General features: G+C 68.4%; 15 protein-coding genes. 1 reads left to right on the forward strand and 14 read right to left on the reverse strand.

Going from position 1 to position 16,647, the window contains the following annotated elements; genetic code table 11:
* Window positions 1-72: 72 nt before the first annotated feature.
* The 10 genes from STVA_RS14620 to STVA_RS14665 form a co-directional block, all read right to left on the reverse strand.
* The gene (locus tag STVA_RS14620; RefSeq protein WP_123688644.1) at window positions 73-1,125 is read right to left on the reverse strand and encodes a LacI family DNA-binding transcriptional regulator; all 1,053 of its coding nucleotides are present in this window, start codon (window positions 1,123-1,125) and stop codon (window positions 73-75) included.
* A 78-nt stretch (window positions 1,126-1,203) separates the two neighbouring features.
* On the reverse strand, window positions 1,204-2,205 hold the full coding sequence (locus tag STVA_RS14625; RefSeq protein WP_123688645.1) for an ABC transporter ATP-binding protein: 1,002 nt from the start codon (window positions 2,203-2,205) through the stop codon (window positions 1,204-1,206).
* Window positions 2,192-3,229, reverse strand: a complete 1,038-nt coding sequence (locus tag STVA_RS14630; protein ID WP_123688646.1) for an ABC transporter ATP-binding protein — start codon at window positions 3,227-3,229, stop codon at window positions 2,192-2,194. Before STVA_RS14630 ends, STVA_RS14625 begins: the two co-directional genes overlap by 14 nt.
* Window positions 3,230-3,233: 4 nt before the next feature.
* Entirely contained in the window at window positions 3,234-4,121 is an 888-nt protein-coding gene (locus STVA_RS14635) for an ABC transporter permease (RefSeq protein WP_123688647.1), read from the reverse strand.
* 17 nt (window positions 4,122-4,138) lie between these two features.
* Window positions 4,139-5,080, reverse strand: coding sequence for an ABC transporter permease (locus STVA_RS14640; RefSeq protein WP_123688648.1), 942 nt, complete (start codon window positions 5,078-5,080; stop codon window positions 4,139-4,141).
* A 103-nt stretch (window positions 5,081-5,183) separates the two neighbouring features.
* The gene (locus tag STVA_RS14645; RefSeq protein ID WP_197735636.1) at window positions 5,184-6,779 is read right to left on the reverse strand and encodes an ABC transporter substrate-binding protein; all 1,596 of its coding nucleotides are present in this window, start codon (window positions 6,777-6,779) and stop codon (window positions 5,184-5,186) included.
* Window positions 6,780-6,817: 38 nt separating this feature from the next.
* Window positions 6,818-7,225 carry a Zn-ribbon domain-containing OB-fold protein gene (locus STVA_RS14650; protein ID WP_123688649.1) on the reverse strand — a complete coding sequence of 136 codons (408 nt, stop codon included), beginning with the start codon at window positions 7,223-7,225 and terminating at the stop codon, window positions 6,818-6,820.
* A 15-nt stretch (window positions 7,226-7,240) separates the two neighbouring features.
* Window positions 7,241-8,371 (reverse strand): thiolase family protein, encoded by a 1,131-nt coding sequence (locus STVA_RS14655; RefSeq protein WP_123688650.1) that lies wholly within the window; start codon window positions 8,369-8,371, stop codon window positions 7,241-7,243.
* 101 nt (window positions 8,372-8,472) lie between these two features.
* Window positions 8,473-11,082, reverse strand: a complete 2,610-nt coding sequence (locus tag STVA_RS14660) for a CaiB/BaiF CoA transferase family protein (RefSeq protein ID WP_197735637.1) — start codon at window positions 11,080-11,082, stop codon at window positions 8,473-8,475.
* Between the two features lie 158 nt (window positions 11,083-11,240).
* A complete protein-coding gene (locus tag STVA_RS14665; protein WP_123688651.1) occupies window positions 11,241-12,011 on the reverse strand; it encodes an IclR family transcriptional regulator in 771 nt (256 codons plus the stop codon).
* Window positions 12,012-12,121: 110 nt separating this feature from the next.
* Here STVA_RS14665 and STVA_RS14670 point away from each other — a divergent pair, with 110 nt between their 5' ends.
* Window positions 12,122-12,919: a phytanoyl-CoA dioxygenase family protein gene (locus STVA_RS14670; protein WP_170216345.1), complete on the forward strand. Its 798-nt coding sequence runs from the start codon at window positions 12,122-12,124 to the stop codon at window positions 12,917-12,919.
* Window positions 12,920-12,964: 45 nt separating this feature from the next.
* Here STVA_RS14670 and STVA_RS14675 read toward each other — a convergent pair whose 3' ends face one another.
* Genes STVA_RS14675 through STVA_RS14690 form a run of 4 tightly spaced genes read right to left on the reverse strand, consistent with a single transcriptional unit; the run spans window position 12,965 to window position 16,638 of the window.
* Window positions 12,965-13,765 (reverse strand): SDR family NAD(P)-dependent oxidoreductase, encoded by an 801-nt coding sequence (locus STVA_RS14675; protein ID WP_123688653.1) that lies wholly within the window; start codon window positions 13,763-13,765, stop codon window positions 12,965-12,967.
* 29 nt (window positions 13,766-13,794) lie between these two features.
* Window positions 13,795-14,649 (reverse strand): polysaccharide deacetylase family protein, encoded by an 855-nt coding sequence (locus STVA_RS14680; protein ID WP_123688654.1) that lies wholly within the window; start codon window positions 14,647-14,649, stop codon window positions 13,795-13,797.
* Between the two features lie 43 nt (window positions 14,650-14,692).
* Window positions 14,693-16,195, reverse strand: coding sequence for a tripartite tricarboxylate transporter permease (locus STVA_RS14685; protein ID WP_123688655.1), 1,503 nt, complete (start codon window positions 16,193-16,195; stop codon window positions 14,693-14,695).
* Window positions 16,195-16,638, reverse strand: coding sequence for a tripartite tricarboxylate transporter TctB family protein (locus STVA_RS14690; RefSeq protein ID WP_123688656.1), 444 nt, complete (start codon window positions 16,636-16,638; stop codon window positions 16,195-16,197). The genes STVA_RS14685 and STVA_RS14690 overlap by 1 nt, the downstream gene beginning before the upstream one ends.
* Between the last annotated feature and the right edge of the window lie 9 nt (window positions 16,639-16,647).

The following is a 16,647-nucleotide window of genomic DNA, read 5'->3' on the forward strand; positions in this document are numbered from 1 at the left end:
GTCCGTCTATGGCGAGGAGGTTAGCGCAATCAGACCCGCACGAAAGCAGAATTGCGAGCGTTCCGGCCGATTTCAGGCGGACAGCGGGCCCGTCGTTCCGCGCAGGACCAGCGTTACCGGCAACTCCGGCGGCAGGTCGATCTCGCGCCCTTCCAGGCAGGCCACCAGATAGTCCGCCGCCCAGTTGCCGATCTCGACCTTGGGCGTCAGCACCGTCGACAGGCCGGGGCTGGTATGGGCGGCGATGTCGAGGTCGCCATTGCCCATGATCGAAAGGCGGCCCGGCACGTCGATGCCGGCCGCCAGCGCCTCGAACAGCACGCCGCAGGCGAGAATGTCGTTGCCGCAGACGATCGCCGTGGGCAACGGCCCGCTTGCCGCCAACTGGCGAAAGGCGCACCGGCCCTCGTCGATCGAGTAGCGGCGGTGGATCATGCGCGCGGGCGGGATCGCGAGCCCATGCCGGCGCACGGCATCGGCCATCCCCAACAGGCGACCCGCGACGCGATCATTGTGGCTGGACGAGCCGGTGACGACCGCGAACTCGCGATGGCCGAGCCCCACCAGATAGTCGAACACGAGGTTGGAGAGCGCCCGGCTGTCATAGCCGACCGAGGCGTGCTCGGCCCCGCGATTGGCGGTCCAGGTGTTGATGAAGGGCTTGCCGGTAACCTCCAGCAGATGCAGCAGGCGCGGGTCGTGCTGCCCGCCCACCAGCATCAGCCCGTCGACGCCGCGCTCGACCATAGCGCGCGCGCGCTCCCACTCCCGCTGCTGGTCATACTCGGAGGTGGTCAGCAGCAGGATGTAGCCGCGCTCCTCCACCCGGCGCTGGAAGGCGTCGATGGCGCGGGCGAAGATGGTGTTGTTCAAGGTCGGCACGATGGCGCCCAGCGTCCGCGACCGCTTGGAGGCCAGCGCCCGGGCAGCACCGTGGGCGACGTAGCCGAGGTCGTCGGCGGTCGCCAGGATGCGGGCCCGCACGTCCTCGCGCACCAGCGCCGGCAGGTTGAAGGCGCGCGACACCGTGGCCGACGACACGCCCGCCGCCGCCGCGACGTCGGCCAGGCGCACCGTGCCCTGCCCGTCCCCGACCGCGACTGGTCTTGCCCGTGCCATCCTCATCCCGATTCGTCCCCGACCGCCTGTGGCAGCAGGCTCATAGCAGGCCGCATGCGGCAGCGCAGCATGGCCTGCGGGCCATCAGCGGAGGTGGCAGGCCACCTCATGCCCGTCAGCGACCGCGTGCAGCAGCGGCTCCTCCTGCGAGCAGCGCGGGATGGCGTAGGGGCAGCGCGTGTGGAAACGACAGCCGGGCGGCGGCGCGATCGGGCTCGGCACGTCGCCGGTCAGTGTCTGCCGGGCGCGCCGCGCGCCCGGCTTGGGCAGCGGCACCGACGCCAGCAGCGCCTCGGTATAGGGATGCTGGGGTGCCCCGAACAGCGAACGCTTGGGCGCCACCTCGACGATCTTGCCCAGATACATGACGGCGACGCGGTGGCTGATATGCTCCACCACCGCCAGGTCGTGGGCGATGAAAAGGTAGGACAGGCCGAATTCCGCCTGCAGGTCCATCAGCAGGTTGATGACCTGGGCCTGCACCGACACGTCCAGCGCCGACACCGGCTCGTCGCCGATGATCAGCTTGGGCCCCAGCGCCAATGCCCGGGCAATGCCCAGCCGCTGGCGCTGCCCGCCCGAGAATTCGTGCGGGTAGCGGGCCATCTGCTCCGGCCGCAGCCCGACCCGGCGGAAGAGCTGGGCCACCTTGTCCTGGCGCTCGGCTGCCCCGCCCATGCCGTAGTTGATGAAGGGCTCGCCCACGATCTCGCCGGCCGGCATGCGCGGGTTGAGCGACGAGTACGGGTCCTGGAAGACCACCTGCATCTGGCGGCGGACCGCCAGCATCTCGCCCGGCCCGTACTGCGTGATGTCGCGCCCCTCCAGCTCGATCGAGCCCGAGGTCGGCTCGATCAGCCGCAGGATGACCTTGCCGGCAGTCGACTTGCCGCAGCCGCTTTCGCCGACCAGCCCCAGCGTCTCGCCGGCGCCGATCGACAGGCTGATGCCGTCGACCGCATGGACCTTGGCGGCGGGCTTGCCGAACAGGCCCTTGCGGATCGGGAAGTGCTTGACGAGGTCGCGCACCTCCAGCAGGGGCTTGGCCCGCCCGGAGGCGGGTGCCGCGGTGTCAGGCGTGGACATGGATGGCCTCCTGCGCGCGCTCCCAGTGCCAGCAGGCGCTCCAATGGCGGGGTCGATGCTCTTCCAGCGGCGGCGGCTCGGTGCGGCAGCGGTCGGTCGCGAGCGGGCAGCGCGGGGCGAAGCGGCAGCCGGGCGGCATCGCCCGCAGCGACGGCACGATGCCGGGAATCTCGGCCAGGCGGCGCGGCCCCTTCCCTTCCACCAGCGACGAGCCCAGCTCGGGGATCGAGCCCATCAGGCCGACCGTATAGGGATGGCAGGGCCGCTCGAACAGGTCGCCGACCGACGCCTCCTCGACCTTGCGGCCGGCATACATGACGACGACGCGATGGGCCATCTCGGCCACCACGCCCAGGTCGTGGGTGATGAGGACGATGGCGGTCCCGGTCTCGTCCTGCAGCTCGCGCATCAGTTCCAGGATCTGGGCCTGGATGGTGACGTCGAGTGCCGTCGTCGGCTCGTCGGCCAGCAGCACGCGCGGCCGGCAGGCGAGCGCCATGGCGATCATGACGCGCTGGCGCATGCCGCCCGAAAGCTGGTGGGGATATTCCTTCACCCGCCGCTCGGGCTCGGGGATGCGCACCAGGCGCAGCATCTCGACCGCGCGCTCGAAGCCCTCGGCCCAGGATTTCCCCTCATGCTGGCGCACCGCCTCGGCGATCTGGTAGCCGACGGTGACGACCGGGTTGAGCGAGGTCATCGGCTCCTGGAAGATCATCGACAGCGAGTTACCGCGGATGCGCCGCATCTCGCGCTCCGAGAGCGCGCCCAGGTCCTTGCCTTCCAGCAGGATCTGGCCGTCGACGCGGGACGCCGGCGGCGGTGGCAACAGGCGCATGACCGACAGGGCCGACACGCTCTTGCCGCAGCCGGATTCGCCGACGATGCACAGCGTCTCGCCGCGGGCGACGTCGAAGGACAGGCCGTCGACCGCCTTCAGCGCCGTGCCGTCGTCGAAGAAGCGCGTCTCCAGCCCGCGGACCGACAGCAGCGGCGGCGCGGCGGTTGGGTTCGTTGCGGCCATCGGCTCAGCTCCGCCGCGACATCTTGGGGTCGAGCATGTCGCGCAGCCCGTCACCCAGGACGTTGATCGACAGCACCATCACCGCCAGCGCGATGCCGGGGAACAGCACCTGCCAGAAGGCGATCTGCACGTAGAGCCGGCCCTCGGCGATGATGTTGCCCCAGCTCGGAATCTCGGGCGGGGTGCCGACGCCAAGGAAGCTCAGATAGGCCTCCACCAGGACCGCGTGGGCGAAGATGTAGGTCGCCTGGACGACCAGCGGGGCCACCGTGTTGGGCAGGATGTGCTTGCGCATCAGCCGCGGGAAGCGCGTGCCGATGGCGATCGCCGCCTGGACATAGGTCTGCTCGCGAATGGACAGCACGACCGCGCGCACCAGGCGCACGACGCGCGGCACCTCGGGGATGGTGATGGCGAGGATCACCACCTCGATGCTGGCGCGGGTGAGCGCCATCAGCGCGATCGCCAGCAGGATGCCGGGGATCGCCATCAGCCCGTCCATGATGCGCATGAGGATGGCGTCGGCCAGGCGGTAGTAGCCGGCGACGACACCGATCAGCAGCCCCAGCACGGTGCTGAGGATCGCGACGGACAGGCCCACGATCAGCGACACCCGGGCGCCGTAGAGCATGCGGCTCAGCATGTCGCGGCCATAGGCGTCGGTGCCAAGCAGGTAGTCCTCGTCGGGCGGCCGCAGCCGGTCGACGACGTTCAGCTCGATCGGGTCGTGCGGCGCCAGCAGGGGTGCGGCCGCGGCCACCACCGCCATGGTGACGAGGACGACGCCGCCCGCCACCATCATCGGATGGCGGCGCAGGATGCGCCCGAGGCGCGAGCGCCCCGCCGGTGCCGCTTCCGGCTGGCCTGCGGCTTCTGCCGTGATGTCGGTCATCGGGGAACCTCCGGCCGTCAGTAGCGGATGCGCGGATCGAGGACCGTGTAGGTCAGGTCGATCGCCAGGTTGATCATCACGTAGAAGCCAGACACCACCAGGATCACGCCCTGGATCACCGGATAGTCGCGATGCAGCACGGCATCGATGGTCAGGCGGCCGACGCCGGGGATGGCGAACACGCTCTCGGTCACCACGACGCCGCCGATCAGCAGTGCGATGCCGACGCCGATGGTGGTGACGATCGGCACTGCCGCGTTCTTCAGCGCGTGGATGATCAGCACCCGGCCGTTCGCCAGCCCCTTGGCCCGCGCGGTGCGGATATAGTCCTCGTTCAGGATTTCCAGCACGGTGCTGCGCGTCATGCGCGCCAGCAGGGCGGTGTAGACCAGCCCGAGCGCGATGGTCGGCAGCACGAGGTGGGCCAGGAAGCGCACCGGGTCCTCCGATATGCTGACGAAGCCCTGCACCGGCAGCAGGTCGAGTTCGAGCGCCAGCCCCTGCACCAGGCCATAGCCGATCAGGAACACCGGGAAGGAGAAAGCCAGGACCGCGACCGCCATGATCACCTGGTCGATCCAGGTGCCGGCCTTCCACGCCGCCAGCACGCCCAGCGGGATCGCCAGCACGACCGAGAAGATCGTCGTGCTGATCGCCAGCGCCAGCGTCGGCTCCACCCGCTCCAGGATCAGGTGCAGTACCGGCCGCTCCAGGAAGATCGATGAGCCGAGGTCGCCACGGATCAGCCGTCCGACCCAGTCGACGAACTGGATGTAGATCGGCCGGTCCAGGCCCAGCCGGCGGCGGATATCCTCGATGTCCTGGGCGGTCGCGTGGTCGCCCGCGATGATCGCCGCGGGGTCGTTCGGATTCAGGTGCAGGATCAGGAAGACGACGATCCCGACCACCGTCATGACGGGTATGACGGCCAGTATGCGTCGGATCAGGTAGGACCACATCGTCGGTGCCTCCGGGGGAACTGGGTGGTCCGGCGTGGCGACGGGCATGCGACCGCCCGGCGACCGGATCGGATCCGGTCGCCGTCAGGTCGCTGCCGCCGCGCTACTTCTTCTCGATGTTCCAGTAGACCGGAACATTGGTGATCAGGACGCCCGAGATGTTCGAGCGGACGGCGATCGGCTGCGTGTACTGCCCGATCGGCACATACGGCACCGTCTCGTAGGCGCGCGCCTGGATGCGGTCGAGAATGACCTTGCGCTTGGCCCGGTCGCTCTCGCGCGACCAGTCCTCGACCAGCTTGTCGAGTTCCATGTCGCAGGCCCAGCCCGGGTTCGCCTTTTCGCAACGCGAATTGAACCAGGTATTGGAAACGGGATTGGCGGTGCTGGGGCCACCATGGGTCGTGTGGAACAGATGGTAGCCGGTCTCGTAGGGGTTGCCCTTGTTCGCCCGCCGCGACAGCACGGTGCCCCAGTCCATCGCCTGCACGTCGACGTTGAGCCCCGCCTTGCGCAGCATCTGGATGGTGACCATCGTCATCGCATTGTACTGCGCGCGATCGGTCGGCTGCAGAACGACGATCTTCTCGCCGTTGTAGCCGGCCTCCTTCATCAGGGCCTTGGCCTTCTCGAAGTCCTGCTTCATCAGCGGCTCCGACCCGACACTTGACTCATTGTCCGAGCCGCAGAGGAAGAAGGCGCCACAGAACTTCTTGTAGAGCTTGGGATTGCCGACCACGGCCCGCATGTAGTCTTCCTGCTTCACCATGTACAGCAGGGCCTGGCGCGCCTTGGGGTGGTTGAACGGCGGATAGAGGAAGTTCGGGCGAAGGATGCCTTGCAGGCCCAGCGGCTCGATGTCGATGACCTTGATGCGGGGATTCTTTTCCAGCATCGGCACGAAGTCGAGCGGCGGCGCCTCGAAATAGTCGATCTCGCCCGCCTGCAATGCCGAGAGGCTGGTGTTGTGGTCGGGGATGTAGAGCCATTCGACGCGATCGACCTTGGCGATCTTGGCGCCGGCCATGGCGTCGGTCTTGTCCGACCGCGGCACGTAGTCCGGATTCTTGCGGTAGACGACCTTGTTGCCGGGCCGCCATTCGCTCTGCTCGAAGACGAACGGGCCGGAGCCGACATACTCCTTGATCTGCTGCTGCGGGTCGGTCTTGGCCACGCGCTCCGGCATGATGAACAGGCCGCCGGTCGACTTGCCCAGCGTCTCCAGCACCAGGCCGTACTTTTCCTTCAGAGTCAGGCGGAAGGTCTTGTCGTCGACCGCCTCCAGCGATGCGGTGAAGCTGGCCAGGCGCTGGCCCATGGGGTCGCGCTTGTTCCAGCGGTTCCACGAGGCGACGACGTCGGTCGACGTCACCGGCGCGCCGTCATGGAACTTCAGTCCGGGCCGCAGGGTGAAGGTGTAGACCAGCCCGTCGTCGCTGACGGCGTGCTTCTCGACCATCTGCGGCTGCGGCACCAGCTTGGAATCCAGGCCGTACAGCATGTCGTAGATCAGCAGCGCGTGACGGTTGCTGATGAAGGCCGTCGTCCAGACCGGGTCGAGGATCTTCAGGTCGGCGTGGACGACGACCTTCAGCGTCTTCTGCGCCGCGGCCGGGGCCGCCTGCGCGGCCATCAGCACGCCGGCCGCGACCAGCGCGTAGCGGACGGCCTGGCTGAACGTGCTTCGTGAATTCTTCATCTTTGTTCCTCCCTTTCTTGCGATTGGTCCGGCCGGCATCACGTCGCCAGCTTGAACTTGGGCAGGGTGATTTCGTCGGTGATCGGCTCGAAGACCACTTCGACCCGAGCGCCGACCGCCGCCTCGCCGCCGGCGTCGACCAGATTGCTGACGAAGAACGGGCCTTCATCCAGCTCGATCAGGCACACGTCGTAGGGCAGATCCTTGGCGAACCCGTTCCAATAGGCACGGTGGAAGGTGACCCACGAGAAGAGCGTGCCGCGGCCCGATACGACCTCCCACCCCTGGTCCTTGGACAGGCATTTCGGGCAGACGGGACTGGCGGGGAAGTGACGGTCGCCGCAATCGTTGCAAAGCTGGACGGCCAGCTTCTCGTCCTTGGCCAGTTCCCAGAACGGGCGGGTCAGGGTGTCGATCTTGGGCAGGGGCTTGTCGTAGGCGGTCATGTCTCAACCCTCCCCTCAGCCGCGGGTATAGATGATCGAGCGGGAGCAGGGCGTCGCGGCGATGAACTGCACGACCTCGCAGTCTGGCACCTGCCGCTCGCCGCATTCGCCGCGCAACTGCCGCACCGCCTCCACGTTCAGGGCCCAGCCCTGCATGTAGGAGTTGGACAGGTGGCCGCCATCGGTGTTGGTCGGCAGCTTGCCGCCGACCTTCAGCGTGCCGCCCTCGACGAAGCTGCCGGACTCGCCCCGGCCACAGAAGCCCAGCCCCTCCAGGCTGAACAGCACGGTCGGCGAGAAATTGTCGTAGCACATGAAGGCGTCGATGTCGGACGGCCCGACCCCGGCCATGCCGTAGGTCTCGGCCGCTATCTCCTGGAGTTGGGGGTAGAAGAAGTCCCGCTCGAAGTTCGACAGCGAGGCATGGGCGAAAGCCTCGCGGCCGCCCAGGCCCGAGATCATCACCGGCGGCTTCTTCAGGTCCTTCGCACGCTCCTTGGTCGTCAGGATCATGCAGACCGCGCCGTCATTGATCAGGCAGTAGTCGAGCAGGCGGAGCGGCAGCACGATCGGCCGGGCGTTCTCATGGTCCTCGATGGTGATCGGCTTGCGCATCACCGCGTCGGGGTTGAGGCCCGCATTGTGGCGGAAGGCGACCGAGACTTCGGCCAGTTGCTCGGTCGTGGTGCCGTAGAGCGCCATGTGGCGCTGGAACATCATGGCGTGGGCTGCCCCCGGCGAGGTGTAGCCCCAGGGGTCCCAGATGTTCGGGCTCTCTTCACCGCCGTAGTTGACCCGGCGCGACCGGCCGATATTGGCGTAGATCAGCGCCACATACTTGCACAGCCCGGCTTCAAGTGCGGCCACCGCCTCGATGATGCCCATCGACGCCATGCGGCCGTGCGGCGGCAGCGGAATGGTCCAGCGCGGCGAGATGCCAAGGATCTCGCCCATCCGGGCGTAGTACGGGATGCGGCAGACGAGCAGCCCGTCGATCTCGTTCTTGTCGATGCCGCAATCGGCGACGGCGTCACGGAAGGCATCCGCCCCCAGGCCGTAGTCGTCGGTTTCGGGGAAGTTGCCGTATCGGGTATTGCCGACACCGACGACGGCGACCTTGTCCTTGAGCGCTCGGAAGTCCGACATGCGGCTCCTCTTGGGTATGGGCGGGGCGGCGTTGGTCGCCGTCCGTTCGTTTCCTCGGGCGTGTCCCGGCCAAGTCGGCCGGGACGATCTTCAGCGGTCGGTCAGATGATTCCTTCCTCGGCCAGGCGCAGGACCTCCTCGCGCGACAGTCCCAGCATCTCCATCAGGATCCGCTCGTTGTCCTCGCCATAGCCGGGGGCGCCGCGGTCGATCGGCCCACCGGCATAGGGCGGCGTGGCGGTCATCTTGGTCGGCACCTCGATCACCGGCCAGCGGCCGATCTTGGTGCCGGTCACCTCGGTCAGCCATTGCAGCTCGGCCAGTTGCGGGTCGCGGTCGTAGCGGTCGGCCGCCGTCTGGCTGACGCCAGCAGCCACGCCCGCCGCCTGGAGCTTCATCATCGTCTCGTAGGCGTCCTGGGTCTGGCTCCAGGCGGTGACCAGCGCGTCCAGCTCGTCCTGGTGGGCCAGCCGGCCCTGCAGGGTGGCGAAGCGGCCATCCGACAGCCATTCGGCGTGGCCGGCCACCTTGGCCAGCGCCCGCCACTCGGCGTCGTCGAAGCAGGCGATGGCCAGCCAGCGATCCTCGCCCTGGCAGCGATAGGCGCCGTGCGGGGCGGCCGGCTTGTAGGGCGACCGGTTGCCGTAGCGGCTGAAGGAGCGGCCGTTGGCCGACCAGTCCAGCACCGCCTTGCCGGCCAGATAGATGCCGGTCTCGGTCTGGGAGGCGTCGATCCACTGCCCCTCGCCCGTCCGCTCGCGGTGATGCAGGGCACCCAGGATGGCCAGCGCGAAGCTGTAGGCGCCCATCCAATCGAGGTAGGAATAGCCCCAGCCGACCGGCATCGCCGGCTCCGGCAAGCCCGACATGTCGGACGTGCCGGCAAAGGACGCCGCCACCGGCCCGACCGTGCGCAACCGGCCATAGGTGCCCTGGCTGCCCATGCCGGACTGCTGGATGTAGATGATGTCCGGGCGGATCTTCCGCAGCTCGTCATAGCCGAGGCCCAGGCGTTGCAGCACGCCCGGCGAGAAACCCTCGGCCACGATGTCGGACTGGCGGATGAGGTCGCGGGCGATCTGCAGGCCCTTTGGGTGGCGGATGTTGAGCGACAGGCCGCGCTTGCCGGAATTCTTGTTGTTGAACTGCCCGCCCATGTCGGCGTCCTTGACCCCGACCAGCGGGGCGGTCGCCTTCTCGCGCGCCTCGCGGCCGCCGACCGGCGCCATCGCGGCCAGCCGCGTGTCGGGGTTGGCCTTCCATTCCACCTTGATCGATTCCGCGCCGAGTGCCGCCAAGTAGCGGGTGCCACCGGCCGACGCCAGGAACCACGAGAAATCGAAGATCCGGATGTTCTGCAGCGGGAACGGCTTGCCGCGCGGCGACAGGAGCGGCTTGGGGGCGTCCGGCCGTGGCGTCTTCGGTTGGGCCGGCACGCGCGCCGGTTCGGCCAGCACTTCCTGGGTGTGCTCGCCCAGCAGCGGCGCGCGGCGCCCAACCTGCCAGCTCGTGGCCGTGCTCAGCCACTTGCTGGTGACGTAGCGGAACGAGCGGCCGATCTCGGGATGCTCGACATCGGCGAAGGTGCCGCGCATCAGCCAGTGCGGGTCTTGCGCGTTCTCGTGCGGCTTGCGCAGGGGTGCCCACAAGAGGCCGGCCGCCTGGGCCTCCTGCCACGGCATCTCGTCGTAGCGGAAGGCGCGGATGAAGCGCTGCATCACCTCGAAGATGTGGGCACGGCGCTCGTCGCCGGTGGACGACCCGGGGATGGCGCGCGCGCTGAGGTTGGCCCCCTCGGGCGGGCGCTCCAGGTCCGCCTGCATGCCGTACTTCTCGAGGAACCCCACCAGGGCCACCTCGTCCTTCGGCCCGCCCAGATAGGTCATGAACCAGCGGCCGTCCTTGGTGTGGCCGATGCTGGGCACACGGCTCGGCACCTCGCCGGCATGGCGGCAGGTCATGCGATAGAGCGGCGCTCGCCGCATCACCCAGGACATCAGGTCCAGCTCGGTGTTCTTGGCCACCGCCTCGTGCACGGCGACCGACACCTCCTGGCCCTCGCCCGTGCGCAGCCGGTGCAGCAGGGCGGCCGAGATGCCGACCGCCAACTGGTCGCCCGCGATATGGTAGGCATGCCAGACCTGCGGGGCGATCGGTGCCAGGTCGTAGCGGTCGCCGGGCGCCGGGTCGTAGCCGCAGTTCGACATGACCCCGCCCAGCGCCAGATGCACCAGGTCGGAGCCCTTGAAGTCCTTCCAGGGGCCGGTGTCGCCGAAAGGCGTGACGCGGCCAATGATCAGGGCCGGGAAACGCGCCTGCAAGGCCGCGCGATCGAGGCCCAGCGCCTGGTTCAGCTCGCCGCAGCTCGTATCGAGAAGGATATCTGCACCGGCCAGCAGGTCCAGCAGGGCTGCCCTGCCCGCCTCCGTCTCCAGGTCGAGCGCCACCGACCGCTTGCCGCGATTGTAGTTCCAGAAATATAGGGAGCGTTCGGCATCGGGCTTGTCGTCCAGGAACGGCCCCAGCGCTCTCGTGCGGCTGCCGCCCGGCAGCTCGACCTTGATGACGTCGGCGCCGAGCCCGGCCAGGACCAGGCCGGTATATTCGCCAAGCTCGTCGGCGAACTCGATCACCCGCGTCCCGGCCAGCATGCCGGGCTTGGCCGGCTCGCCCGCACCGGGAATCAACCGCTCGTCGTTCAAAGACGTCATCCGCCGCTTCCGCCCTTTGCCAGGGGCGCGCCTATCATTGGCGCGCCGCACTATCGCGCCTTGTGCAAGCGCTTTCAGGTGAAGCTAGCGAGAATGCATTCTATACGACAACCCGCATTCGACGCTGCGCCGCAGCAATTCGACGGGCCAGCGGCCGGCTATTCCGCGATCGCCTGGGCGGCTCCGGTCACTAATGGCGCCATCCGCCGCTCGAAATCCTCCGGCTCCCACTCGCCCAGCGAGGCCGCGATATGGACGGCGCCGATCGGTGCGCCGGTGCGATCGACGATGGCGGCCGCCACGACGAGTTCGGCCGGCCGCCATTCCCCCACCTGGAACCCGTAGCCCTGGCGGCGCGCCTTGCGGACCTCCGCCATGATTCGCGCGGGCTCCGTCCGGGTGCTGGCGGTGAAGGCCGGGCGCTCGGACCGCTCGACGATCGAGCGCGCCACCTCGTCGGTCATGCAGGCCAGCATCGCCCGGCCGCCGGCAGAGCAGAAGAGCGGCACACGCCGGCCCACCAGGGCGGCGGAGAAGGTCTCCCGCTTGGACTGCAGGCGGAAGACGTAGAGGGTGTCGGTGCCGTCCAGCAGGCTCAGGTCCACCCGCTCGCGCGTCGTCCGCCGCAGGTCGGCCAGAATGGGTGCGGCGCGTTCGACGAGCGGATGGTTGCGCAGATAGCCATGGGCCAGATCCAGCACCCGCCGACCCAACGCGTAGCGGCGGGTGGCCGGATCCTGTTCCAGATAGCCGATGGCGCGCAGCGTGTGCGTGAAGCGCTGGACGGCGCTCTTGTCGAGGCCGGTGGCCGCCGCCAGCTCGCCGAGGCTCAGGTGCCGATCGCCGCCACGGAAGGCCTCCAGCACCTGGAACGCCTTGTGAAGCGACTTCACATTGAGCGGGCTGGTGCTGCCGTCGCTGGCGGTCATCGATGAACACTGCCAACTGTTGACACAACCGGACACTCCATCGGATGATCGTTTGATCAGATACCAAATATCGTAATACGATACACCGCTCGATGCCAGTGGAGGGTAGGATGAAGCTGACCCAGGCCCAGCTCGACGAATACCGAACCAAGGGCTACCTCTACTTCCCCGGGCTGATCACGCCAGCGGAAGTGGCGGTGCTGCGCGGGGCCGTCCCCGCCCTGCTGACGCGCACCGGCCCCGAGATCAAGCGCGACGGCCCGGAAGCACCGCCCCGCCTCGTCTATGCCCCGCACGACTACTCGCCGCCCTTCCAGGCGCTGAGCCGGTTGCCGCGCATGCTGGGCGCCGTGCGCCAGTTGCTGGATGACGAGGTCTATGTCTATCAGAGCCGGATCAACCTGAAGCTGCCGTTTGCCGGCGACTCCTGGTCGTGGCACCAGGACTTCTCGGCCTGGCACCGCCGCGATGCGATGGCGCGGCCGCATGCGGTGATGGCAGCCGTGTTCCTGGACGACTGCACCGTTGCCAACGGACCGCTGCTGGTGATCCCGGAGAGCCAGACCGACGATGTCGATCTCGTCCTCAGCCGCGAATATGACGTGCAGGGCTACAAGGTCGAGCGCGTCAGCGGCGAGCTGATCGCCGATCTGGCCGGCCAGCACGGCATCGCCGACCTGCTGGGCCCGGCCGGGTCGGTCGCCTTCATCCATCCGACCCTGATGCACGGCTCGGCACCGAACATGACCCCCTGGTCGCGGTCGATCTACTACCTCAACTACAACGCGGTCACCAACAAGACCCGCCAGAGCGAGCGGCCCTGGTTCATGAACAACCCGGACACCGCGGCCCTGGTGGAAGTCGACGACGGGGCGATCCTGGCCCAGGCACCGGCCGCCGCGGCCTGACGAACCGGCGGCGAAGGGCGCCCTGCCCCTCGCCGCCGCCCGGGCTCAGGCGCTGCGTGCCATCAGGCCGCCATCCACCAGAAGTTCGGTGCCGGTGACGTACTTGGCCTCCTCCGACGCCAGGAACAGGGCGGCATAGGCGACATCCCAGGCATCGCCCCGCCGGCCGAGCGGCACCCGCGTCTTGGCCTCCTCGCGCAGCGTGGCCAGGTCGGCCCGGCCCTTCTGGCGCGACACGCGATGCTCCAGCAGCGGCGTGTCGATCATGCCCGGGATGACGGTGTTGCAGCGGATGCCATCGCGGGCATAGCGCACCGCAATCTGCCTGGTGAACTGCACCAGGCCCGACTTGCTGGCCGAGTAACCGACGTGATCGTGGCCGAGGTGGCGGAGGCCGCCGATCGACCCGACATTGATCACGGCCCCCGCACCCTGCCGCACCATCGCCGGCAGCACCGCCTTGCAGGTGATGAAGACGCTGGTCAAGTTGAGGTCGAGTTGGCCGCGGAAGTCGTCCACCGACATCTCGATCGGCCCGCCGGTGACAGAGCCGCCGACATTGTTGTGCAGCACGTCGATCCGCCCGAAGCGGGCCAGGACCGCGGCCACCATCGCCTCCACCGAATCGAGGTGGGTGACGTCGGCCTCGGCCACCATCGCTTCCCCGCCTTCCTCGACGACGAGGCGCTCGGTCTCGGCCGCCGCCGACAGGTCGCGGTCGGCCACGACCACGCGGGCCCCCTCCCGCGCGAAGAGCACCGCCGAGGCGCGGCCATTGCCCCATCCTGGGCCGACCGACCCGGCGCCGGTAACCAGGGCGACCTTGCCCGCGAGACGACCCGACATGCGCTTGCTCCGACCGATAGGTGTTGGAATCAGGGATAGGGGACGATCTCGCCGCGGGCGAACTTGTCGCGGAACTCCAGGGCGGCGGCCTCCAGCGTGCAGAACACCGCGCCGCGCTTGGCCAGCGCCTCGATCAGCCCGGCCAGCGCCAGCATGCGGTGGCCGCGGCCGATCACGTAGGGGTGGAGCGTGTAGGAGAGCACCCCCCAGTCGCAGGTCTGTTGCATGTAGTCGAAGTCGGCGATCCAGTTCTCCAGCACGAGGCTGGCATTCATCAGGCCGGGCATGACGTGTTCCTTGGTCCGCATGAACTCGAAATGCGGGAAGTCGTCGAGCGACCAGGAGATCGGCATCTCGATCAGGCTGGTGTGCTGGCCGAAGACCGCCGGCTGGTCGGGCCGGATGATGTCGCCGCGGCGCACGAAGTACGGGCAATGGTCGTTGCCCATCATGCTGCTCTCGTAGAGGAATCCGTGCTCGATCAGGAGATCGACGGTGTGGTCGCTGATGTCCCATGCCGGCGAGCGGTAGCCGGCCGGCCGGCGGCCAGTCAGCCGGACGATCGAATCGATGCCGCGGATCAGCCCGTCGGTCTCTTCCTCCGGCGACAGGTTGGCGGGCGAGACATGGGTCCAGCCATGGTGACCGACCTCGTGCCCGGCCGCGACGATCTCCTCGCAGCGCGCCTTGTAGGTCTCGATAACGATGCCGGGGATGTACCAGGACGCCGGCACGTCGTGGCGCTTCAGCAGGTCGAGGATGCGGCCGGCAGCGAGCACGCCGAACTCTCCGCGCGAGACGGGCGAGGGCGTCGTCAGGCCACGGGCGGCAAAGCCCGACCAGGTGTCGAAGTCGAAGCCAAGGCAGACGATATGACGGGGCATGGCGGGGATTGTCCCTGTCCAGGATGGTTGGGCGGCGCGCGGCTCAGGTCTCTCGGAACGCTTCGGTCCGCACGCGGCGCAGTTTCGGCAGCAGCACCAGCACCAGCAGCACGGCCGAGGCCGCGAGCAGGCCCAGGCTGATCGGGCGCTCGACGAACGTCATCGCGTCGCCGCCTGAGATGCGCATGGCCCGGCGCAAGTTCTCTTCCATCATCGGGCCGAGGACGAAGCCCAGCAGCAGGGGTGCCGGCTCCGCCCCCACCTTGATGAAGAAGTACCCTACCAAGCCGAAGCCGGCGGTCAGGAAGACGTCGAAGACCGAGTTGTTGATGCTGTAGACGCCGATGGCGCTGAACACGAGGATGGCGGTGTAGAGCAGCCGGTAGGGTACGCGCAGCAACGCCACCCACATGCCGATCAGCGGCAGGTTGATCACCAGCAGCATCAGGTTGCCGATCCACATGCTGGCGATCAGGCCCCAGAACAGGCTGGGCTGGGACACCAGCACCTGGGGCCCGGGCTGGATCCCGTGCATGACGAGCGCGCCGATCATCAGCGCCATCAGTGCGTTCGACGGGATGCCCAGGGTCAGCATCGGGATGAACGAGGTCTGGGCGCCGGCATTGTTGGCTGCCTCCGGCCCCGCCACCCCTTCGATCGCCCCCTTGCCGAAGCGCGATGGATCGGCCGCCAGCTTCTTCTCGACCGTGTAGGCGGCGAACGCACTGAGGACGGCACCGCCGCCCGGAAGCACACCTAGCACCGACCCGATCGCCGTGCCGCGCAGGATCGGCTTCACGGCGCGCCGCATCTCGTCGCGGTCGGGCCACAGCGATCCCAGCTTGGAGGTGACGAGCGAGCGGTCCGTGCCCCGCTCCAGGTTGTGGATGATGTCGCCGATGCCGAAGAGGCCCAGCGCGATGGTGACGAAATTGATGCCCTCGGCCAGGTTGGGATTGCCGAAGGTGTAACGCTGGGCGCCGGAATTGACGTCGATCCCGACCATGCCCAGCAGGAGGCCGACGACGATCATCGCCAGCGCGTTCACGACCGATCCGCTGGCCAGCACGACCGCGCCGATCAGCCCGAAGACCATCAGGCTGAAATACTCGGCCGGGCCGAAGCGCAGCGCCAGCTCGGTCATCGGCTCGGCCACGCCGACGATCAAGACGGTCGCGATCGTCCCGGCGAAGAACGAGCCCACCGCCGCCACCGCCAGTGCCGCGCCGGCACGGCCGCGCCGGGCCATCTGGTGGCCGTCGATGCAGGTGACAACCGAGGATGCCTCGCCCGGCAGGTTGACCAGGATGGCCGTGGTCGAGCCGCCATACTGGGCGCCGTAGTAGATGCCGGAAAGCATGATGAGCGCCGTCACCGGCGACATGGTGAAGGTGATCGGCAACAGCATGGCCACAGTGGCGAGCGGCCCCAGGCCCGGCAGCACCCCCACCAGCGTGCCGACCAGCACCCCGATCAGGCAGAAGGCGAGATTGGTCAGCGACAGCGCTTCGCCGAAGCCGATCGCAAGATTGGAGAGGATGTCCATCAGGGCAGGGCCGGAATGGGCAGGCCCAGCAGCAGCCGGAACACCACCGTGCAGAAGACGGCCATGACGACCGCGAAGATCGCCGCCTCGCGCCATCGGCGGTCGGGTGCGGCGGCGGTCGCGGCCAGGATCACCACCGCCGTGGTGACCAGCAGGCCGGCCCGTTCCACCAGTAGGCCGAACAGGCAGAGCGAGGCCAGGATGATCGCCAGCCCGCGCCATGCCCAGCGTTCCAGGCGCGGGCCCTCGACGGCCAGCGAGGCTGCCGCCAGCCCGACGCCGAAGGCGAGCAGGATGACGCTCAGCACCTTGGGCATGTAGCCCGCCCCCATGCGCACGGCCGTGCCCATCGGCAGCTTCCAGCCGAACCACAGGCCGCAGAGGCCCATGGCCAGCAGGAAAGCGGCAAACAGGAGCCGCTGCGGGTCACGAACGCGCAGCATGGTCACGGG

Source organism: Stella humosa (assembly GCF_006738645.1).
Taxonomy (GTDB): domain Bacteria; phylum Pseudomonadota; class Alphaproteobacteria; order ATCC43930; family Allostellaceae; genus Allostella; species Allostella humosa.